Annotated in this window: 16 protein-coding genes; 15 read left to right on the forward strand and 1 reads right to left on the reverse strand. The window is 44.9% G+C overall.

Features of this window, described 5'->3' with window-relative positions; genetic code table 11:
* The first annotated feature begins 55 nt into the window (after positions 1-55).
* The 15 genes from CES81_RS04475 (at position 56) to CES81_RS04545 (ending at position 16,636) form a co-directional block, all read left to right on the forward strand.
* Positions 56-1,018: a ribose-phosphate diphosphokinase gene (locus CES81_RS04475; protein WP_089088558.1), complete on the forward strand. Its 963-nt coding sequence runs from the start codon at positions 56-58 to the stop codon at positions 1,016-1,018.
* A 114-nt stretch (positions 1,019-1,132) separates the two neighbouring features.
* Positions 1,133-2,773 (forward strand): peptide ABC transporter substrate-binding protein, encoded by a 1,641-nt coding sequence (locus tag CES81_RS04480; RefSeq protein ID WP_089120852.1) that lies wholly within the window; start codon positions 1,133-1,135, stop codon positions 2,771-2,773.
* Positions 2,774-3,074: 301 nt separating this feature from the next.
* Positions 3,075-3,980: an N-acetylmuramic acid 6-phosphate etherase gene (gene murQ / locus CES81_RS04485; RefSeq protein WP_089120853.1), complete on the forward strand. Its 906-nt coding sequence runs from the start codon at positions 3,075-3,077 to the stop codon at positions 3,978-3,980.
* Positions 3,981-4,101: 121 nt separating this feature from the next.
* Entirely contained in the window at positions 4,102-5,094 is a 993-nt protein-coding gene (locus tag CES81_RS04490) for an aldo/keto reductase (protein WP_089120854.1), read from the forward strand.
* Between the two features lie 126 nt (positions 5,095-5,220).
* A complete protein-coding gene (gene rbsR / locus CES81_RS04495) occupies positions 5,221-6,240 on the forward strand; it encodes a ribose utilization transcriptional repressor RbsR (protein WP_089120855.1) in 1,020 nt (339 codons plus the stop codon).
* Between the two features lie 298 nt (positions 6,241-6,538).
* Positions 6,539-7,774, forward strand: coding sequence for an arginine deiminase (gene arcA, locus CES81_RS04500; protein ID WP_089120856.1), 1,236 nt, complete (start codon positions 6,539-6,541; stop codon positions 7,772-7,774).
* 23 nt (positions 7,775-7,797) lie between these two features.
* On the forward strand, positions 7,798-8,826 hold the full coding sequence (gene argF, locus CES81_RS04505) for an ornithine carbamoyltransferase (protein WP_089088552.1): 1,029 nt from the start codon (positions 7,798-7,800) through the stop codon (positions 8,824-8,826).
* Positions 8,827-8,933: 107 nt separating this feature from the next.
* Positions 8,934-9,899 carry a carbamate kinase gene (arcC, locus tag CES81_RS04510; protein WP_089120857.1) on the forward strand — a complete coding sequence of 322 codons (966 nt, stop codon included), beginning with the start codon at positions 8,934-8,936 and terminating at the stop codon, positions 9,897-9,899.
* Positions 9,900-10,224: 325 nt separating this feature from the next.
* Positions 10,225-10,911, forward strand: a complete 687-nt coding sequence (locus CES81_RS04515; RefSeq protein ID WP_089120858.1) for a Crp/Fnr family transcriptional regulator — start codon at positions 10,225-10,227, stop codon at positions 10,909-10,911.
* Between the two features lie 63 nt (positions 10,912-10,974).
* Complete coding sequence (locus CES81_RS04520) at positions 10,975-12,060, forward strand: mandelate racemase/muconate lactonizing enzyme family protein (protein ID WP_089120859.1); 1,086 nt, start codon at positions 10,975-10,977, stop codon at positions 12,058-12,060.
* Between the two features lie 15 nt (positions 12,061-12,075).
* On the forward strand, positions 12,076-12,966 hold the full coding sequence (locus tag CES81_RS04525; RefSeq protein WP_089120860.1) for a C40 family peptidase: 891 nt from the start codon (positions 12,076-12,078) through the stop codon (positions 12,964-12,966).
* Positions 12,963-13,703: a serine hydrolase gene (locus CES81_RS04530; protein WP_089120861.1), complete on the forward strand. Its 741-nt coding sequence runs from the start codon at positions 12,963-12,965 to the stop codon at positions 13,701-13,703. The genes CES81_RS04525 and CES81_RS04530 overlap by 4 nt, the downstream gene beginning before the upstream one ends.
* A gap of 90 nt (positions 13,704-13,793) precedes the next feature.
* Complete coding sequence (locus CES81_RS04535; protein ID WP_089120862.1) at positions 13,794-14,819, forward strand: DUF1002 domain-containing protein; 1,026 nt, start codon at positions 13,794-13,796, stop codon at positions 14,817-14,819.
* Between the two features lie 276 nt (positions 14,820-15,095).
* Entirely contained in the window at positions 15,096-16,226 is a 1,131-nt protein-coding gene (locus CES81_RS04540; RefSeq protein WP_089120863.1) for a LysM peptidoglycan-binding domain-containing protein, read from the forward strand.
* A 200-nt stretch (positions 16,227-16,426) separates the two neighbouring features.
* Positions 16,427-16,636 (forward strand): hypothetical protein, encoded by a 210-nt coding sequence (locus tag CES81_RS04545; RefSeq protein WP_089088544.1) that lies wholly within the window; start codon positions 16,427-16,429, stop codon positions 16,634-16,636.
* Positions 16,637-16,739: 103 nt separating this feature from the next.
* Here the strand turns inward: CES81_RS04545 and CES81_RS04550 are convergent, their stop codons facing one another.
* Positions 16,740-17,708: a diacylglycerol/lipid kinase family protein gene (locus tag CES81_RS04550; protein ID WP_089120864.1), complete on the reverse strand. Its 969-nt coding sequence runs from the start codon at positions 17,706-17,708 to the stop codon at positions 16,740-16,742.
* Positions 17,709-17,787 lie beyond the last annotated feature (79 nt).

The raw sequence follows: 17,787 nt of genomic DNA on the forward strand, positions 1-17,787 counted from the left end.
AGTGTACTATTTGTTTAAGTCGTTTAGTTGATAATATCAAATCTGGAGGAAAAACATGCCAAATCAGAGTGAGACTACGCATCCATTAAAGATGTTTGCGTTAAATTCAAACAAGCCGCTGGCAGAAAAAATCGCTGCAGCAGCTGGCGTTGAGCTGGGGAAGGCAACAATTAAGCATTTTAGTGACGGTGAGATTTCAATTACCGTGGATGAAAGTATTCGTGGCGACGATATTTTCTTGATTCAATCGGTTTCGGATCCCGTTAATACTAATCTGATGGAATTAATGATCATGGTGGATGCTGTCCGTCGTGCCAGTGCCTATTCGATTACGGTGGTGATTCCTTACTACGGGTATTCCCGTGCCGATCGCAAAGCACGTTCCCGGGAACCCATTACAGCCAAGTTGATCGCGTCGTTATTAGAAGATGATGGGGTCGACCGGGTCGTGACCCTTGATCTGCATGCAGCCCAGCTGCAAGGCTTCTTTGATATTCCAATGGATCATTTGGAAGCCACGCCGTTATTAGCCGGTTACTTTATTGACCATGGTTTAACGGATAATTTAGTGGTGGTTTCCCCAGACCATGCCGGGGTATCAAAAGCCCGTCGAATGGCGGACTTGTTGCAGGCGCCGCTGGCAATTATTGATAATCGGGACCCTGACAAATCAACGACTTCCGCTGAGGCAGTCATTGGTTCAGTTAAGGGTAAAAACGCCATTTTAGTAGATGATATCATTGACACTGCCGTGCGCATCTCAATTTCAGCACAAACGTTGAAAAACGCCGGCGCTAACGATATTTACGCCGTGGCAACTCACCCGGTATTTAGTAAAAACGCCGTTACTCAGATGAAAAACTCACCGTTGAAAAAAGTGGTCGTGACCGATTCGATTCAAATGCCCGAAGCCAAAATGTTCGATAAACTTGAAATCATTTCAGTAGGTGATTTAATGGGTCAGGCCATTCGGCGAATTTATTCTGAGCAGAGTGTGGGACAGCTTTTCATTAATTAAAACCTTAATCGCCTGAGATCGATTACTGATGCATTGTCTGTTCACATTGAGAAGAGACAATGTTTTGTTTGTTTTAGACTAAAAATTTCAGACTAGAGACGGAGAATAAGTCACATGACATTAAAAAAAATCTTAATAGGTATTGGCGGTGCTGCTTTGGCTTTGACGTTGGCTGCTTGCGGTCAGTCAAAAACCAGCAGCAGTCAGCAAATGGCTAATAGTCAAGTGCTTAACCTCAGCACCACCGATACGATTTCAACATTAGATAATTCAGCAGCATCTGAATCAGTTAGCTTGACGGCGTTATATGCCACGAACGAAGGTTTATATCGTCTAGGGAATCATTCAAAAATTGAAAACGCGTTGGCCACCAAAACACAGGTGTCTAAGGACGGGTTAACCTATACGTTTAACCTGCGCCAAGACGACAAGTGGAGTGATGGCAAGCCCGTGACAGCACGGGACTTCGTTTATTCGTGGCGACGGACTGCTGATCCTAAAACAGCTGCTAATTACGCTTACCTCTTTAACGGCATTAAGAATTTCAGTGCCATTCAAAAAGGAAAGCTGAGTCCCAACCAGCTAGGCGTTGCTGCTCCAAGCAAGGATAAGCTGGTGGTGACTTTGAGTCGCCCAGTACCATACTTTAAACTGTTATTAGCTTTTCCAACGTTCTTCCCAGAGCAGCAGTCCGCTGTGAACAAGTACGGTAAACAGTATGGTAACAATAGCCAAGACGTTTCTAACAACGGGCCGTTCAAAGTGGCTGGCTGGAACGGAACGAATAATACTTGGCGTTTAAAGAAGAATCCCAATTACTGGGATAAAAAGCACGTTCATTTAAGCCAGATCAAATACCAAGTTGTGAAGAGCCCCAGCACTGGGCTTAACCTGTACAACCAAAACAAACTTGACGTGACGCCGTTGACGGGAACCCAAGTGGCCAACTATCAAAATAACAAGGGCTTCAAGAAGTTTGAAGGCGGCTCAATGATGTACCTGCAAATGAATCAAAAGCGGAACAAAGCACTGAGAAACGTCAAGGTTCGCCAGGCGCTTTCGCAGATCATCAATAAGCAGGCTTTGGCGACTAAGGTGTTACGTGACGGCTCTACCGCCCCGAAAGGGTTTGTCTCAACTAACCTCAGTAGAAATCCGAAGACGAACGCGGACTTTGCAACGGACGCTTACGTTAAATCTGGGGTTACCTATAATTCGAGCAACGCTAAAAAACTTTGGGTTCAAGGAATGAAAGAAGTCGGTCAAAAGAAGCTGACCTTAACGTTGCTGAGTGACGATACTGATCAGGCGAAGACGACTACCCAATACCTTCAGGATCAATTCGAGAAACTGCCGGGTCTGACCGTCCATATTGATAACGTGCCTTACAAGAATCGACTGGCGCGTTCTTCAAACGGTAACTTTGACTTAGTTGTTTCACTGTGGGGAGCTGATTTTGCGGACCCAATTAACTTCTTGAGCCTGCAAGAATCTAATAACCCGACTAATAATGGTAAGTGGTCCAACAAAGCATACGACAAGCTGATCAATGCTTCCCAGACAACGGATGCCAATCATCAGCAAGCCCGCTACCAAGATTTGGTCAATGCGGAAAAGGTTCTCATGAAGGATCAAGGTGTCATCCCGCTGTATCAGCCATCTACCACGGAACTATGGCGGCCAAATGTCCACGGCTATGTCTGGAACCCAGCCGGTATGAGCAAAGGGCTTAAAAGTATTTACTTAACTAAATAGCAATCACTTAAATGTGAAATGAGCAAAAGCTTAAAAACCAGTCGTGTACGATTGATTTTTAAGCTTTTTTGTTGGTTATTTCTACTGGGTTTCAAGCCTAGCAAAAATGTTATTGCTTACAAAAGGGTTTGCTTATTGACCTAATTTTTTCAAAAAAACGTGAAAAAACGGGCTTCAAAAGCGAATTGGTTTGAAATTTTCATTAAAACATGATATACCTGAATAATAGGAAATGAAAGCGATAACAATTAAAAAAGTTCCTTACAGTTCAGGGGCGTTTTATGAAAGTGGAGGATTTAAAATGAACTTTGAAGATTTATTAACCGAACAGCGTAACCGGCATTCTACCCATATCGATCAAGTTGATACCGATGAAATGGTGGCGATTATCAACCGTGAAGATCAGCGTGTGGCACGTTCAGTTCAAAAGCAGCTGCCGCAGATTTCAAAGGCCATCAAATTAGCAACGAAGCGGTTTGATGCTGGTGGCCGGTTAATCTACATCGGTGCTGGGACTTCCGGTCGATTGGGGGTCCTGGATGCCACTGAGCTGCGGCCGACTTACGGTCTGGAAGAATCGCAGACCTTCGGCATTATTGCGGGTGGGCCCGAAGCCATGTTTCATACTCTGGAAGGGGTGGAGGATTCTGCTGAATTAGCTGAAAATGATTTAAAAAAAGTGACCTTAAACGAAAAGGATATCGTTATCGGGATCGCAGCTAGTGGGGCAACGCCGTACACGGTAGCCGCCTTACGCTATGCTAAAAAGGTTGGGGCCTTAGCCATTGCAGTGGCGTGTGTTACCGATAGCCCGCTGCAGCAGAACGCAGACGTGGCCATTTGTCCGATCGTGGGGCCTGAAGTGATTACGGGTGCCACCCTCATGAAAGCCGGAACATCGCAAAAAATGGTACTGAACATGGTTTCCAGTGGAATCATGATTCGTTCTGGAAAAGTTTACCAAAACTTGATGATCAACGTGGTCCCAACTAATGAAAAGACCAACCGGCGGGCGAAACGCATCATTGCTTCTGCAACGCAGACTTCGACGTTAGCTGCAGAAAGAGCACTGGACAGGGCAGGCAATAACGTTCCCTTGGCTATTTTACTGATTGAAACTAAGGGGACGATTGCGGAAGCTAAGGCGTTATTAAAACAGGCTGGTGGTCATGTAAGTGACGCCGTCAAATTAAGTTTACAGTCGTAAATAGACGATGGCTTAAATACTTTTAGTAATGGGCATATTCACATGGTTTTCCCCTTGACCGGGTGTGGTTCTCCTTTTAAAATTGATATGTACCAATTACAAGAGAGGGAGAATTATTAATATGTATGCAGCGGATGAAAATCGTTACGACGGCCGGATGCCCGTTCGTCGTGCTGGCAACAAGGGTTTGCAGTTACCAGCAGTGTCGTTTGGCATGTGGCATAGTTTTGGCGACGAAGCTAATTATTCAGACAGTGAAAAGGTTATTTTAAAAGCGTTTGATAGTGGCATTTTCAGTTTTGACCTTGCCTACAATTACGGCCCTGGTTCAGGTGCTGCGGAGCGGTTATTTGGCCAAGTTTACCAGGCTAATTTAAAGCCCTACCGTGATGAACTGGTCATTACAACGAAGGCTGGTTACCACATGTGGCCGGGACCATACGGTGCCATGAGTTCCCGCAAGACGTTGATCAACGCGCTAGATGGCAGTTTGAAACGGATGGGCTTAGACTACGTGGATATCTTTTACAGTCACCGGTTTGATCCGAATACGGATCCTGAAGAAACGGCGGTTGCACTGGATGACATCGTGCGGTCTGGTAAGGCGCTTTACGTGGGTATTTCAAACTATAACAACGTTCAAACTAAGGCGATCCTGAAGATCTTTAAAGAGCTGCACACGCCGTTTGTGGTTAACCAGTTGTCTTACAACATGCTAAACCGGGAAGTTGAAGACGATGGCGTTTTGGATACCCTGAAGGAAAATAATCTTGGGATGGTTGCTTACGGGCCGTTAGCAGAAGGCTTATTAACTAACCGTTACTTAGGTGGGATTCCAGAAGATTTTCAGATCCATTGGAGCAGCACTGACGTGATGGATCAAGGACGTGCTAAATTAACGGAAAAGTTAAATCAGCTTAATGAGATTGCCCAGAATCGTAACCAGACCATGGCGCAAATGTCCCTCGCTTGGTTATTAAAAGACCCAGTGGTTGTGAGTGTTGTGACGGGTGCTTCAAAGGTGTCTCACTTGGAAGACAACTTACAAGCCGTTCAAAACATTCGCTTTACTGCTGACGAATTGGAAAAAATTGATGCAATCATCAAAGGCTAATTGAATAGCTTACCCCCATCTCAAGGTTGCTTGAAATGGGGGCTTTAGTACATAGAGATTCCAGGACGATCTGAATAAGCTTGGGGGACCGCTTTAATATAACCAGGTCGTAATGAGGAGGATATTGTGGCGCAAAAAGTGACAATTAGGGATTTGGCAGAAGCCGCAGGGGTTTCAGTCACAACGGTTTCGCAGATTCTAAATGGCAAAGGTGACCGGTTTAGTAACGATACCAGAGACCGGGTGCTCAAATTACAGGAAAAGTTAGGCTACGTACCTGACTACAACGCTCGCAATTTAATTATGGGCTCCACCCAAACGATTGGTGTTTTAGTCCCTAACTTGGCGAATCCCTTCTTTAGTATGTTTATTAAGGGTATTCAGCAGGTAGCACAGTCACACCACTTTGTACCGATTATTTTTGATGCCAATCAGAATCAAAAACTTCAAAGCATGTATCTTGAAGAGTTGATTAAACGGGCGGCAAATGGGTTAATTATTGCTAGTGCAACTTTAGACGCGAATGATATTGACCGCATCCTAACACGAAATGGGATCCCCTATCTGCTGTTTGACCAAAACGATGCTCAAATTGGCGACCGGGTTTGGGTGGATGATTATAAAGGCGGTCAAATGGCGGCTAATTATTTGCTGTCACAGGGCCACCGCCGAATCTCGCTGTTAGTCGGCCAAGACATCACCCACAATATTCAGCAGCGAATCAGCGGTTTTCGTGCCGGCATGGCCAAGTATCACTTGACCCTCGCTGATGAGATGGTGGTGCAAACTTCGATGACTAAGCTGGGCGGCTACCAGGCGACTGCCACGGTGTTAGCTAAGAAGCCGACCGCCGTTTTCTGCATTAACGATGAAATGGCCATTGGCTTATATCGTGGTGTCCAGGAACAGGGGATCAAGATTCCAGATGACTTGTCGATCATGGGTTATGATGATATTGACTTAGCTGACTTTGTGACACCAAAGCTGACAACGATCCACCAGCCGGCATTTGAAATGGGACAGGTAGCTACGGAACTGTTAATTGAACGGTTGAATAACCCGCGGCTGACTCACCAGGACAAACAGTTACCACTAGAATTAATCACCCGTGATAGCGTGAAATTAATACAGTCTGGCATACACTAAAAATGTGAAACAAATATGAATTTAGTTTGACTAAAGCACGAATAGTCCCGATATATTGGTAATATGTTCCTATACAAAATATTTAATTTAATTTTAATTTTCTAATAATATGCATTAAAAGGTGTATATTTAAGGCACAAGTCTTAAATATACACCTTTTTTTGCATATTTATTTTAAGTTATTGTTCGCCGCTTTAAAATGTGAAATTCTTGGCATTTTAACTGTGAAGGATTCGGTGAAACGAATTGTTATTGCGCTTATGATTAAGATGTCTAATAGAGATAGGAGGTAATGACCATGACTAAACCAATCCACGTGACATCAGAAATTGGTAAACTTGATGTTGTTATGTTGAAAAGACCAGGGACTGAAGTTGAAAATTTCACCCCGGAAATGATGCCACGGCTTTTATTTGATGATATTCCTTACCTACCCATTGCTCAAAAGGAACACGATAACTTCGCCGATACCCTAAGAGAAAACGGTGCTGAAGTGCTGTACCTCGAAAAATTAGTGGTGGAAGCTTTGGACGCTGACGGTTCTGAAGTCAAAACGGCATTCTTAGACAAAATGTTAACTGAATCCGGTTACGCAGCTGGGATGATTCATCATGAACTTAAAAACTATTTGTTAAGTATGCCAACCGCTGAAATGATCGTTAAGCTCATGGCCGGCGTGCGGAAAAACGAACTGGATCTCGTACCGCGAGACTTAGTGAGTGCAGCCGAAGAACGTGATTATCCATTCTTCCTGGACCCGATGCCGAACCTGTATTTTACCCGGGATCCTGCTGCGTCACTGGGGGACGGGCTCAGCATTAACAATATGACCTTCCCCGCTCGACAGCGTGAATCGTTCTTTATGGAAACAATCATTGACTACCACCCTAGGTTTGCAGACCACGGCTTGCACGTTTGGCGTGACCGTAACCAGCCTGGTCGAATCGAAGGCGGCGACGAGTTAGTTTTGAGCAGTACCGTGATTGCCATTGGTGTGTCTGAACGAACTTCAGCGCACGCCATTGAAGATATTGCCCGCCGATTGTTTGAACACGATAGCGGCTTCGAAAAAGTGCTGGCAATTCGGATTCCGCATAACCATGCTATGATGCATTTAGACACGGTCTTTACGATGATCAACCATGATCAATTTACGGTTCATCCGGGGATCTTGGGTGAAGGCGGTCAAATTGATACTTGGACCATTACGGAAGACCAGAATGGTGAGCTGCATGTGGATCATCATTTGAACCTCAAACAAGTTCTAAAAGACGTGCTAGGGCTTGATGAGATCGATTTAATTCCGACTGGTGGCGGTGACCCGCTTATCGCTGATCGTGAACAGTGGAATGACGGTTCCAACACGTTGGCGATTGCACCTGGCGTGGTAGTCACCTATAATAGAAACTACGTATCAAATCAGGTACTGCGTGAACATGGACTTAAAGTTCTAGAAGTTCTTTCCAGCGAACTTTCAAGGGGCCGTGGTGGTCCAAGATGCATGAGTATGCCACTGGTACGGGAAGATCTATAACCTAAAAAAAAGGAGCTATTACGATGACAGAATTTAAAAATAGCGTTTTTCAAGGACGGTCAGTGCTGGCCGAAAAAGATTTTAGTGCCGCTGAGTTGAACTATTTGGTTGATTTTGGATTACATTTAAAAGCGCTTAAAAAAGCGGGTATACCGCATCATTACCTGGAAGGTAAGAACATTGCCTTACTGTTCGAGAAAACCTCTACACGGACCCGTTCGGCATTCACGACTGCAGCAATTGATTTAGGTGCGCACCCAGAATTTTTAGGTGCTAACGATATTCAGCTGGGTAAAAAGGAATCAGTTGAAGATACAGCCAAGGTGCTTGGCAGTATGTTTGACGGGATTGAATTTCGTGGCTTTAGTCAAAAAGTGGTTGAACAGTTAGCTGAATTTTCAGGGGTCCCGGTTTGGAATGGATTAACGGATGAATGGCACCCGACTCAAATGCTGGCTGATTTCATGACGGTGAAGGAAAATTTTGGTCACTTAAAGGGCTTAACGTTGACTTATATGGGTGACGGTCGTAACAACATGGCCAACTCCTTATTGGTTACCGGCGCCATTCTTGGGGTGAACATTCACATTGTGGCACCAAAGGAATTACATCCCGCACAGGAGATTCAAGACCTGGCTAACGGTTTTGCCAAAGACTCAGGTGCTAAACTGCTGATTACCGATGACCTTGATGAAGGGATGAAAGGTTCAAATATCGTGTATACAGATGTTTGGGTTTCCATGGGTGAGCATAACTGGCAAGAACGCATTAATCTACTAAAGCCTTACCAAGTGAACATGGCGGCTTTGAAGAAGACGGGTACGCCGGATGATCAATTGATCGTGATGCACTGTCTGCCCGCGTTTCACGATACAACTACCGATTATGGTAAAGAAATTCAAGAAAAGTATGGCTTAACTGAGATGGAAATTACGGATGAAGTTTTCCGCAGCAAGTATGCACGTCAGTTTGAGGAAGCTGAAAACAGAATGCATTCCATCAAAGCGATGATGGCAGCAACGTTGGGTAACTTGTTTATCCCAAGGGTCTAGCAAACTAAATTCTGCTTTAGGGGGCTTGGGCAAAATCCGACTGGTATTTTGCCCAGTGCCCCCTTTGTTTTTACCAGCAGGGACATTGACAGAAAGGATGATTTCCCATGACAGCACGAAAAATTGTGGTGGCACTTGGCGGTAACGCGATTTTAGCTAATGATGCCAGTGCAGCAGCGCAACAACGCGCGTTAAGAGAAACTGCTAAATACTTGGTCAAATTTATTCAGCAGGGTGATTCACTAATCATTTCCCATGGCAACGGCCCGCAGGTAGGGAACCTTTTATTACAGCAGGCGGCCGGCAGCACACCGGAGAATCCCGCAATGCCGTTAGACACCGCAGTCGCCATGACTCAAGGCAGTGTCGGTTATTGGCTGCAAAACGCGATGGCCGCGGAATTGACAGCTCTGGGATTAGAGATGGACGTTGCCACGGTGGTCACCCAGGTCGTTGTTGATGAAAATGACCCAGCGTTTGGGGCACCGACTAAGCCCATTGGTCCTTTTTATGACCATGAAGCAGTCACGGCCCTCAAAACAGCACATTCGGAATTTCACTTTGTGGAAGATGCTGGCCGGGGCTATCGCCGGGTCGTTGCTTCTCCGCGGCCAATCGACGTTGTTGAAGCGGGGGCAGTGAACCAGTTAGTCAACGCCGGTGTGATCCCGATTGCGGCTGGCGGCGGTGGCATCCCGGTGGTTCGTCGCGAGCACGAACTGGCAGGCGTAGAGGCCGTGATCGATAAGGACTTTGCGTCAGAAAAACTGGCTGAACGGGTAGGTGCAGATCAGTTGATCATCTTAACGGCCGTAGATCACGTGTACGTGAATTTCAATACACCGGCACAGCGGCGACTGAATACAGTTTCAATCAGTGAATTGCAACAGCACATTGCTGATGGCCAGTTTGCACCTGGCAGCATGCTGCCCAAGGTTGAAGCAGCGATTGAATTTGTGACGCATCGTCCGGAGGGGCAAGCTGTGATCACCTCATTAAGCAACCTGGGCGAATTTATCGAGAACGGGTCAGGGACGATTGTTTCAATGGTCAATGCTGAATCCAGCGTTTAAGTTAAAGTTGGTCACAGTGATCAAGAGGGTGTGATACAACTCGGTAGATTCCAGAATATAATGCCAAATGCACCATCCCAATGGTTTTTATTGGGATGGTGCATTTGGCATTATATGGCCGGAATCTGAGTTGTGGAGCAGGCTAAGGCTATATTTCAGTATTGAACCAGCGTACATTTTAAGCTGTGCTTTAGTCAAGAAATCAACTGGAATCCTTATCAATATAGACTTAAGTCACAGGCCCTTTTTGAGATCTTGAAGTTCAAACTTAAATTTAAAATCATTTGGCGTATAATAATAGCCAGATAAGAAGGGAGTCCAACTCATGCTGCACTCGGATGATACGTACCGCCATTATTTGCGTCAACTGCCTGAATTTTGTGATTTTACTGAGGAAGAGTTTACCAAATTGACCCATGATTTAAGTGTTAAAACTTATCCTAAAGGTCAAGTTCTATTCGACCACGGGGATCCAAGACAGTCTTTTTATTACGTGATCAAAGGTGTAGTACGTTTGGAACGGCAGGATGAAACGGGTAACTTTTCGTTCATTAATTACGTGAAAGCAATTAAGGGGTTCCCTTACCGCGGACTGTATACTGATGAAGATTTTCCCTATACGGCTACTGCATTAACGGCCATTACGATTGCTTCGGTACCGATGGCAAGCTTTGAAGCCATCGTTTCCTTAAATCCGTTGGTCACCCGGCAAGTTATCAGACAAATGAGTCAGTTACTTGACCGAATGGAAAATCGGCTGCAAAGATTAGTGACTTCTAGCGCTACAGCCAGAGTCATCCAAGCATTAAGTATCTTTGGCACCGATATGGGCGAAAAGGCCCCAGAAGGTGACGTGCTGATTCCTTATCCCATTACCCTGATTGAATTAGCGCGACTGAGCGGGACCACTCGTGAAACAGCTGGTCAGGTTGTGAATAAGTTAGAAGCGGCGGGCAAGCTGACTTATAACAAAAAACGGTTTCGCTTTGAGCCAAATGATCTCAGTATTTAGTGTCGAACACGGAATTGGGGTAAACTTGAAGCAATTATCAATGGAAAATTTGGGGGTTATGTGATGGCATTAACGATTAAAAAAATTGAAACGTTTCCAATTGCAGTACCGCTTAAATCGCCGTTCAAAACGGCGTTACGGACCGTGACAACAGCTAGCAGTCTGATTGTGCGTTTGACCGATTCTGATGGCTTTGTCGGGTTAGGGGAAGCTGCCCCAACAGCACCCATTACGGGCGACACTTCCGCCAGTATTCAATATGCAGTGGAAAAGGTGATCGCACCAAAATTGATTGGGAGCTCTTTAAATCAGCCAGAACGCGTTAAACGGGCTATTGATAACGCATTAGTTGGCAATCATAGCCCTAAAGCCGCCGTCAACATTGCGGTCAATGATCTATTGGCAAAGCATTATGGTGTCTCGCTATTGGAGCTGCTAGGCGGTTACCGGCAGACGATTTCGACCGATTACACGGTGAGTGTCGGCAGTGCCGATGAGATGGTCCGTCACGCTAGACAGTTGGTGGCAGACGGGTTCAGCACTTTAAAGGTTAAGGTTGGCAGTCAATCGCCATTTGAAGATCTAAAGCAGGTTCGCGCGATTCGAAAGGCGGTTGGCCCGGACGTGAAGATCCGGCTTGACGCTAATCAGGGCTGGCGTAAAAAACAGGCGGCTAAAATGATCAATCAGATGGCTGCAGAAGGCCTAGCAATCGAACTTGTGGAACAGCCAGTTCCGGCAGATGATTTTGAAGGACTAGCTTACGTGACGGCGAATACGGATACCCCGATCATGGCTGATGAAAGTATCTTTTCTGTCAAGGATGCGTTAAGACTACTGAAAATGGACGGTTGTGATATTATTAATCTCAAGCTAATGAAGGCGGGCGGGATTGATAATGCTTTGAAAATTAATGCAATTGCCGAAGCCTTTGGCGTTCCGTGCATGGTGGGCAGTATGATCGAATCACAGGTTTCGGTGACAGCAGCGGCTGAAATGGCAGCTGCCAAGGGTAACATTCAGTATTACGATTTGGATGCTGCCATGATGTTTGAGACCCAACCAACGACGGGGGGCATTACACACGACGGTTCGGCAATCAAAATTCCTGCCAAAGCGGGTTTAGGCATTGAGTTTCAAACCAAGTAAAGTGGGGGTGATCGGATGGAAAAAAGACGTGTGATAGTACCTGTAGCAACGCTGTGGACTAGCCCAACGGCGCCACGCGACATTGATCAGCTAGCACTCGATGGTGATACGAAGCAGTGGGTGGCTGGCATGACAGCAGCAGAGACGATTGATCTATGTGATTCGAAGCGGTTAGAAACACAAGCCGTCTTTAACGATGAAGTGATAATTGATCACGTCGAAAATGGCTGGGCCAAAGTATACCTGACCAGTCAAAAAGATGACGCGGATGAAAGGGGCTACGCTGGCTGGGTGCCGACTAAGCTGTTGTCAGCTCAAGGAGTAACCGATGCAAAGGGAATCGCTGACATTCACATCACGACACCATTTGCAAAGCTGTATGATGAACAGCAAAAACCAGTTTTTGAGATCGTCATGGGGACTGAATTAACCGAGCTGGCTGCGGAAGGTGACTGGCTGCGGGTGGCTACCCCACTAGGTGAGGGCTATGTACCCGCCAAGAGTACGACGATTGCTGTAAAGAAAATAACAGCAGGCGAACAAATGGTTGCCATGGCAAGGCAGTTTTTAGGTCTACGCTATTTATGGGCGGGAATTTCACCCTATGGCTTTGATTGTTCCGGTTTGATGTATACCCTGCACAGGGTGCTTGGCCTTGAGATTCCTAGGGATGCTGATGATCAGCGCAATAATGGTCAACCAGTGAAGCCGGAGAACCTGCAAGCTGGAGATTTACTGTTTTTTGCCTATGAGCATGGGAAGGGATTTGTCCACCACGTTGGCATGTATATCGGTGACGGCCAAATGATCCAATCACGCACACCGGGTAAACAAGTCGATATTGCTAAGCTGACTGAGATGCGTTATGCTCCGGAATTTGTGGCTGCAAGAAGGTATTGGCAATGAGCTTGCAAACAGACATTAACGAGATAATTGCCCCATACAAAGAATCAGTTTCAATCTGCATGTATCATACAGATAAGCCAGTTTACGGCTTTCAGGAGCATAAACAAATGCCAGCGGCTTCGCTGATCAAACTGGCAATTTTAGCAGCACAGTTTGAACACCATGAAGATTTAAATCGTTCCATCAGCACTTTTCGCACACCGATGGTTGGCGGTGCTGGGGTCTTGAAACAATTAAAACAATCGGATTGGACAATCAGCGATATTTTAGGATTAATGATATCAGTTTCGGATAACTACGCTGCCAATGTCATGATCGACCACTTGTCGAAGGCTTCGGTTAACCAGTGGCTAATTAAAAACGAGTACCAAGAGACCAAACTTCAGCGCAGGCTAATGGATACGGATGCTCAGGCGGCGGGCAATGAAAACTTGATTTCAGCCTTTGATGCGTTACGTCTTTTTAGGCAGTTAATGCAAAATTATCCGCAGACTCGCAAGTGGTTTTTAAATCAGCAATTTCGCGGTAAACTGCCCCTCATGATGGACGAAATCGCGACTGATGTGAAGATCTATAATAAAACCGGTGAAGGGCCTTTAATCGACCACGACGTTGCCCGCTTTTCAAAAAACGGCAACTTTATCGACGTGGCGGTTTTAACCTGGGGGATCCCCGACCGGTTGGCGGTGATAGCCATCATGGCAAAAATTGGCCGATTGATCTACCGGTCCTTATAACCTTATAAATCTGCCAAGATTGCTGAAGAGGTATTCAGCTTTTTATTAGACGTGCTACACTGAGGTTAATTTAGATGAAGTGAGGATTTCATGATGAAAAAAGCAGTTCGTATGAGTTTAATTAGTGGCGCTTTGCTGTTGTTACTGGGTGCCAGTGCACCAGTTTCGGCAGTCGCTGATACTACTAATGACGTGACGTCCAGTTCTGATTCAGCCAATGCGTCATCCGGGACAGCGGTCCAGACCAAGGCCTTGTCAAAGCCGTACGTGGTTTATGGTTCGGGATTGGCATCTGAAGATAAAGATGCCGTTTCAAAGGCTTTGGGGGCTCAGTCAAACTACCAGAGTTTAACCGTTACCGGCTCGGATTATGCGACTTACATTAATTCTGCCGGGACCAGTGATGCTAGTATGATCAGTTCGGTGTCACTGGCACCAGCAGATCCTGGTACTGGGGTTAAAGTTAATATTGCCGATTTTGATGGCCAAAACAATATTACTCAGGTGACGTCACAACAATATGCCATGGTTGCAACGATGGCCGGGGTTAAAGATGTGATTATCACTGTGACGGCCGATAAGACGGTTTCTGGAGAATCGGCACTCACCGGTGTTTATAAAGCATTGGCCACGGATGGGTTAACTTTAAATCAGCAGAATACTCAAGCGGCAAATGGTGTTATGGATGCGACCCAGCCGGCGATTAACCAGAACAAAGGTGACAAGAAATATCCTGGTAAGCTGATGGCCGCAGTTGGTAGTGTATCCTCTGATTTAGCTAAGCAGCGCCAACAAAATAATCAGTACGCAACGAAGGATGAAATCAGGCAAATGCTTGACGATGCTTTAGCAAAGCAGGGCATTCAATCTCAAACGGCTTCAAACGTCACAAACAACATCGTAGTGGCTCTAAGCAACGTTCAAAAAGCACCAGTTTCCGGTACTTCCAGCTACGTGGATAATGCTAAACAAGTTGCAAGCAGCATCAGTAACTCGGTAGGTAACAAGATGGCGCAATTAAAAGATTTTGCTAGCAATGCCGATACAAGCGGAATCATGGGAGCTTTAAGCAGAATTTGGCAATCAATTGTCACTTTCTTTAACAATTTGTTTTAAAATTTCCCTTTTACTAAGCTAAAAATAATTGAATAATCACAAAAAAATAACTAGTTGTTAATATTCATGAGAATGGCAACTGGTTTTTTTGTATGCTACAAAGTCCGTTAAATAGCGCGATAGAAAGTACACTTAAAGATGAAAGCTTTTTTAGAAATTGCTAATCGCAAGAAAATCTTAAACTTTTTTGTTGATTTTTTAGAAAGTGTGTTAATATGAACATGTAATTTCTGTAAAACGCATTCATGAAGAATTAATTAGGAGGGGTGATCTGATTTGGGAAAACAACACACAACGACCAAAGTCATCACCGCTGGTGTTATTGGAGCTGCCGGATTTATGTTTGCCGGACCACTTCAGGCCAGCGCTAAAACAGTTACTGTAAAATCTGGGGATACTGTTTGGAAGTTAGCCAATCGGTATGGCGTATCGGTTAACTCAATCGAGAAGTCTAATCACTTAAGTAAAGATGCCATCTTTGCTGGGCAGAAGATTGTTTTAGGAGCCTCAGCTACTACTAATACGTCTGCAACACCCACAAAGTCAGTTAAACCCGTAAAGTCTGTTAAATCTGTTAATAACGGGGCTGCTTCTAAGCAAACGGCAGTTAAGACGGCTAAACAAGCTAATGTTAATCAAAACACGCAGACAACGACTAAAAAAGTAACGCCTGTAACGCCTAAAACTAAAGTGACTAAGCATCACGCATCATCATTTAAAGCAACGAGATCAGCCTCTACATACAGAGTTAAGTCGGGGGATACGCTGCACAAAATCAGTGCTAAGTACGGGGTCACTGTGAGTCAGTTGCAGTCCTTGAATCACTTACGTGGTGATGTGATTTATGCTGGTCAGCGTTTAAAGGTTAGGGGAACAGCCGCAAAAGTTAAGGCAACCACTACGGTTAAACGGACACCAGCTAAGCGGTCTGTAACTTCAGCTACTAAGCCGGTTGCTGCCAAGAAGAGTGTTTCAAAAGTTAAACGAACTGCTGTTAAGACACCCAAGGCTAAGAAGACGGTTAAAGCTGATGCTGCTGTTACACCAGTGAAGTCGGTCACCGGTTACGCTGTCAAGTTAGCTTCGGAAAAGATTCCGTACGTTTGGGGTGGCTCTTCACTAAGAGGAATGGATTGCTCAGGTTTTACCAGCTACGTCTATGCCCACACAGTTGGCACTTCATTGCCGCATAATTCAGTTGCCCAAGAGTCCCATGTATCGACCCATTCTGTCGGTAAAGCAGTTCCTGGGGATCTCTTATTCTGGGGTCACAGAGGTGCCAGTTATCACGTGGCAATCTACATCGGCAATAACCAGTATGTTGCTGCACCTGAACCTGGTGAAAACGTACAGATTCAATCGATCAATCCGTACTTTAGACCAAGTTTTGCTGGAACAGTGAAATAATTGTTTTTTAGAGCTAATATTTAGACTCGGGGTTTGGCAGACAAGCGTCCGGGTCTTTTATTTTCAGTCGATTTTAATCGTTAGTATTTTCAAAGATTTCTTGAAAAAGATGGTTCACAAAGCAGAAGTTTGGTGTTATAGTCATTCTTGTTTTGAAATGACTTAAACAACTATTCTGCAATTGAGAAGGTGTATAGGTGATGAGTAATCGTTCTGAGATCCTCACTGAATATCGAAAAGCAAATGAAAAATTAGATGAACTAAAGGCAACTGAAGCTCGACAGGTTGAACCGTGTTATCAACAGACGATTACGATTAGGCCGAAGTATGGGCAACAAATGCAAGAACTTTCAGCAAAATGCGATTATTTGAATATGATTTTAGAAGCGATGGCGGCGTCTGAGGATTAACTTTAACTTGGCGCAGAGTAATAAAGCAAAAAAGCCGAACTAACAGTAAGTATACTGGTAGTTCGGCTTTTTTGAATGCTTTAAATATCTAGAAAAAGCAGACTTAAATGGTGGGATCAATCCAGAAGGGGTATTGTTTAGTTTCAAAATAAGTATCCCAATAGCGCCCACCCATTTCTTCACCATCAATTTGACCGTATTCTATAGAAGGAACGATCAAATGAATTTTATTATGATGGTAGTGGTGAACAGATTTTAACTTTAAGTGTTTACCCATTGATATCATTAATGATATAAAAAGAAGTTTAAAGATATTGGCTTTTTCAATAACAACCAAATCAAGATTGGGGTCACTCACTGATGCCGGAGGTGCAATTTTAACGCCTCCGCCAAAGTAGGGGTGGTTTGTCACGGTAACCAGATAGGCATGAGCGTAGATATCTCTGTGTTGTCCAATGTGGACAGTCAGCGGGAAAGCCTCCTGGTTATAAAAAACGCCAATAATGACAGCCAGATAACTAAGGCCTCCCAGGTGCAAACGGTTGAGCCAGCTTTTAGTCTGTGTCCCGTTTGCGGAAGTCACCACTGCAGCGTCAAAACCAATGCCTACGTTGTTAGTGAAGATGCCGCGGGCCTGTTTATTTGTATCAAAGAAAGAACCCACTGTGAGCCAATTTTCAGCGGTACAATTTAAAACTTGGTTGAGGGCCTCACGCCAGTTAGTGGCCATTTTGATTCCTCTGGCAAAATCATTACCAGAACCAACAGGTAAGTAGGCCACTGGAATAGGGTGTTCTAAATTAGCTTCTGCTAATCCAGAGATTGTTTGATGAAGAGTACCATCACCGCCAACGGCCAGAACCACATAACGCGGCTGTTCGGTTGGGGTATCGTCAGCGTGTGCTTTCGCAAACTGGTTTGCCAAAAGCTGGGCGTGTCCAGAATACGCGGAGCGGACAACCTTATAGTCGACATGACGTTCGTCAAGTGCCGACTGGATTTCCGGCCACCGTTTTTTGACGCTGCCCCCACCAGCAAACTCGTTTAAAATGATGTAGTAACTAACTGACACCTAACTCATCCTCCAATAGCTTACAAAAATCATACTTTCTTATTATAGCCGACTTTACGTACAGGAACCATATTGAAAT

This window comes from Secundilactobacillus pentosiphilus, assembly GCF_002217985.1.
GTDB lineage: Bacteria > Bacillota > Bacilli > Lactobacillales > Lactobacillaceae > Secundilactobacillus > Secundilactobacillus pentosiphilus.

Excerpts from the sequence above, each read along its gene's own strand:
- CES81_RS04525 (WP_089120860.1), top strand. The coding sequence starts at position 12,076 with ATGGAAAAAAGACGTGTGATAGTACCTGTAGCAACGCTGTGGACTAGC.
- CES81_RS04535 (WP_089120862.1), top strand. The coding sequence starts at position 13,794 with ATGATGAAAAAAGCAGTTCGTATGAGTTTAATTAGTGGCGCTTTGCTG.
- arcA (WP_089120856.1), top strand. The coding sequence starts at position 6,539 with ATGACTAAACCAATCCACGTGACATCAGAAATTGGTAAACTTGATGTT.
- CES81_RS04480 (WP_089120852.1), top strand. The coding sequence starts at position 1,133 with ATGACATTAAAAAAAATCTTAATAGGTATTGGCGGTGCTGCTTTGGCT.
- argF (WP_089088552.1), top strand. The coding sequence starts at position 7,798 with ATGACAGAATTTAAAAATAGCGTTTTTCAAGGACGGTCAGTGCTGGCC.
- CES81_RS04490 (WP_089120854.1), top strand. The coding sequence starts at position 4,102 with ATGTATGCAGCGGATGAAAATCGTTACGACGGCCGGATGCCCGTTCGT.
- CES81_RS04545 (WP_089088544.1), top strand. The coding sequence starts at position 16,427 with ATGAGTAATCGTTCTGAGATCCTCACTGAATATCGAAAAGCAAATGAA.
- CES81_RS04475 (WP_089088558.1), top strand. The coding sequence starts at position 56 with ATGCCAAATCAGAGTGAGACTACGCATCCATTAAAGATGTTTGCGTTA.
- arcC (WP_089120857.1), top strand. The coding sequence starts at position 8,934 with ATGACAGCACGAAAAATTGTGGTGGCACTTGGCGGTAACGCGATTTTA.
- CES81_RS04515 (WP_089120858.1), top strand. The coding sequence starts at position 10,225 with ATGCTGCACTCGGATGATACGTACCGCCATTATTTGCGTCAACTGCCT.
- murQ (WP_089120853.1), top strand. The coding sequence starts at position 3,075 with ATGAACTTTGAAGATTTATTAACCGAACAGCGTAACCGGCATTCTACC.
- CES81_RS04520 (WP_089120859.1), top strand. The coding sequence starts at position 10,975 with ATGGCATTAACGATTAAAAAAATTGAAACGTTTCCAATTGCAGTACCG.
- CES81_RS04530 (WP_089120861.1), top strand. The coding sequence starts at position 12,963 with ATGAGCTTGCAAACAGACATTAACGAGATAATTGCCCCATACAAAGAA.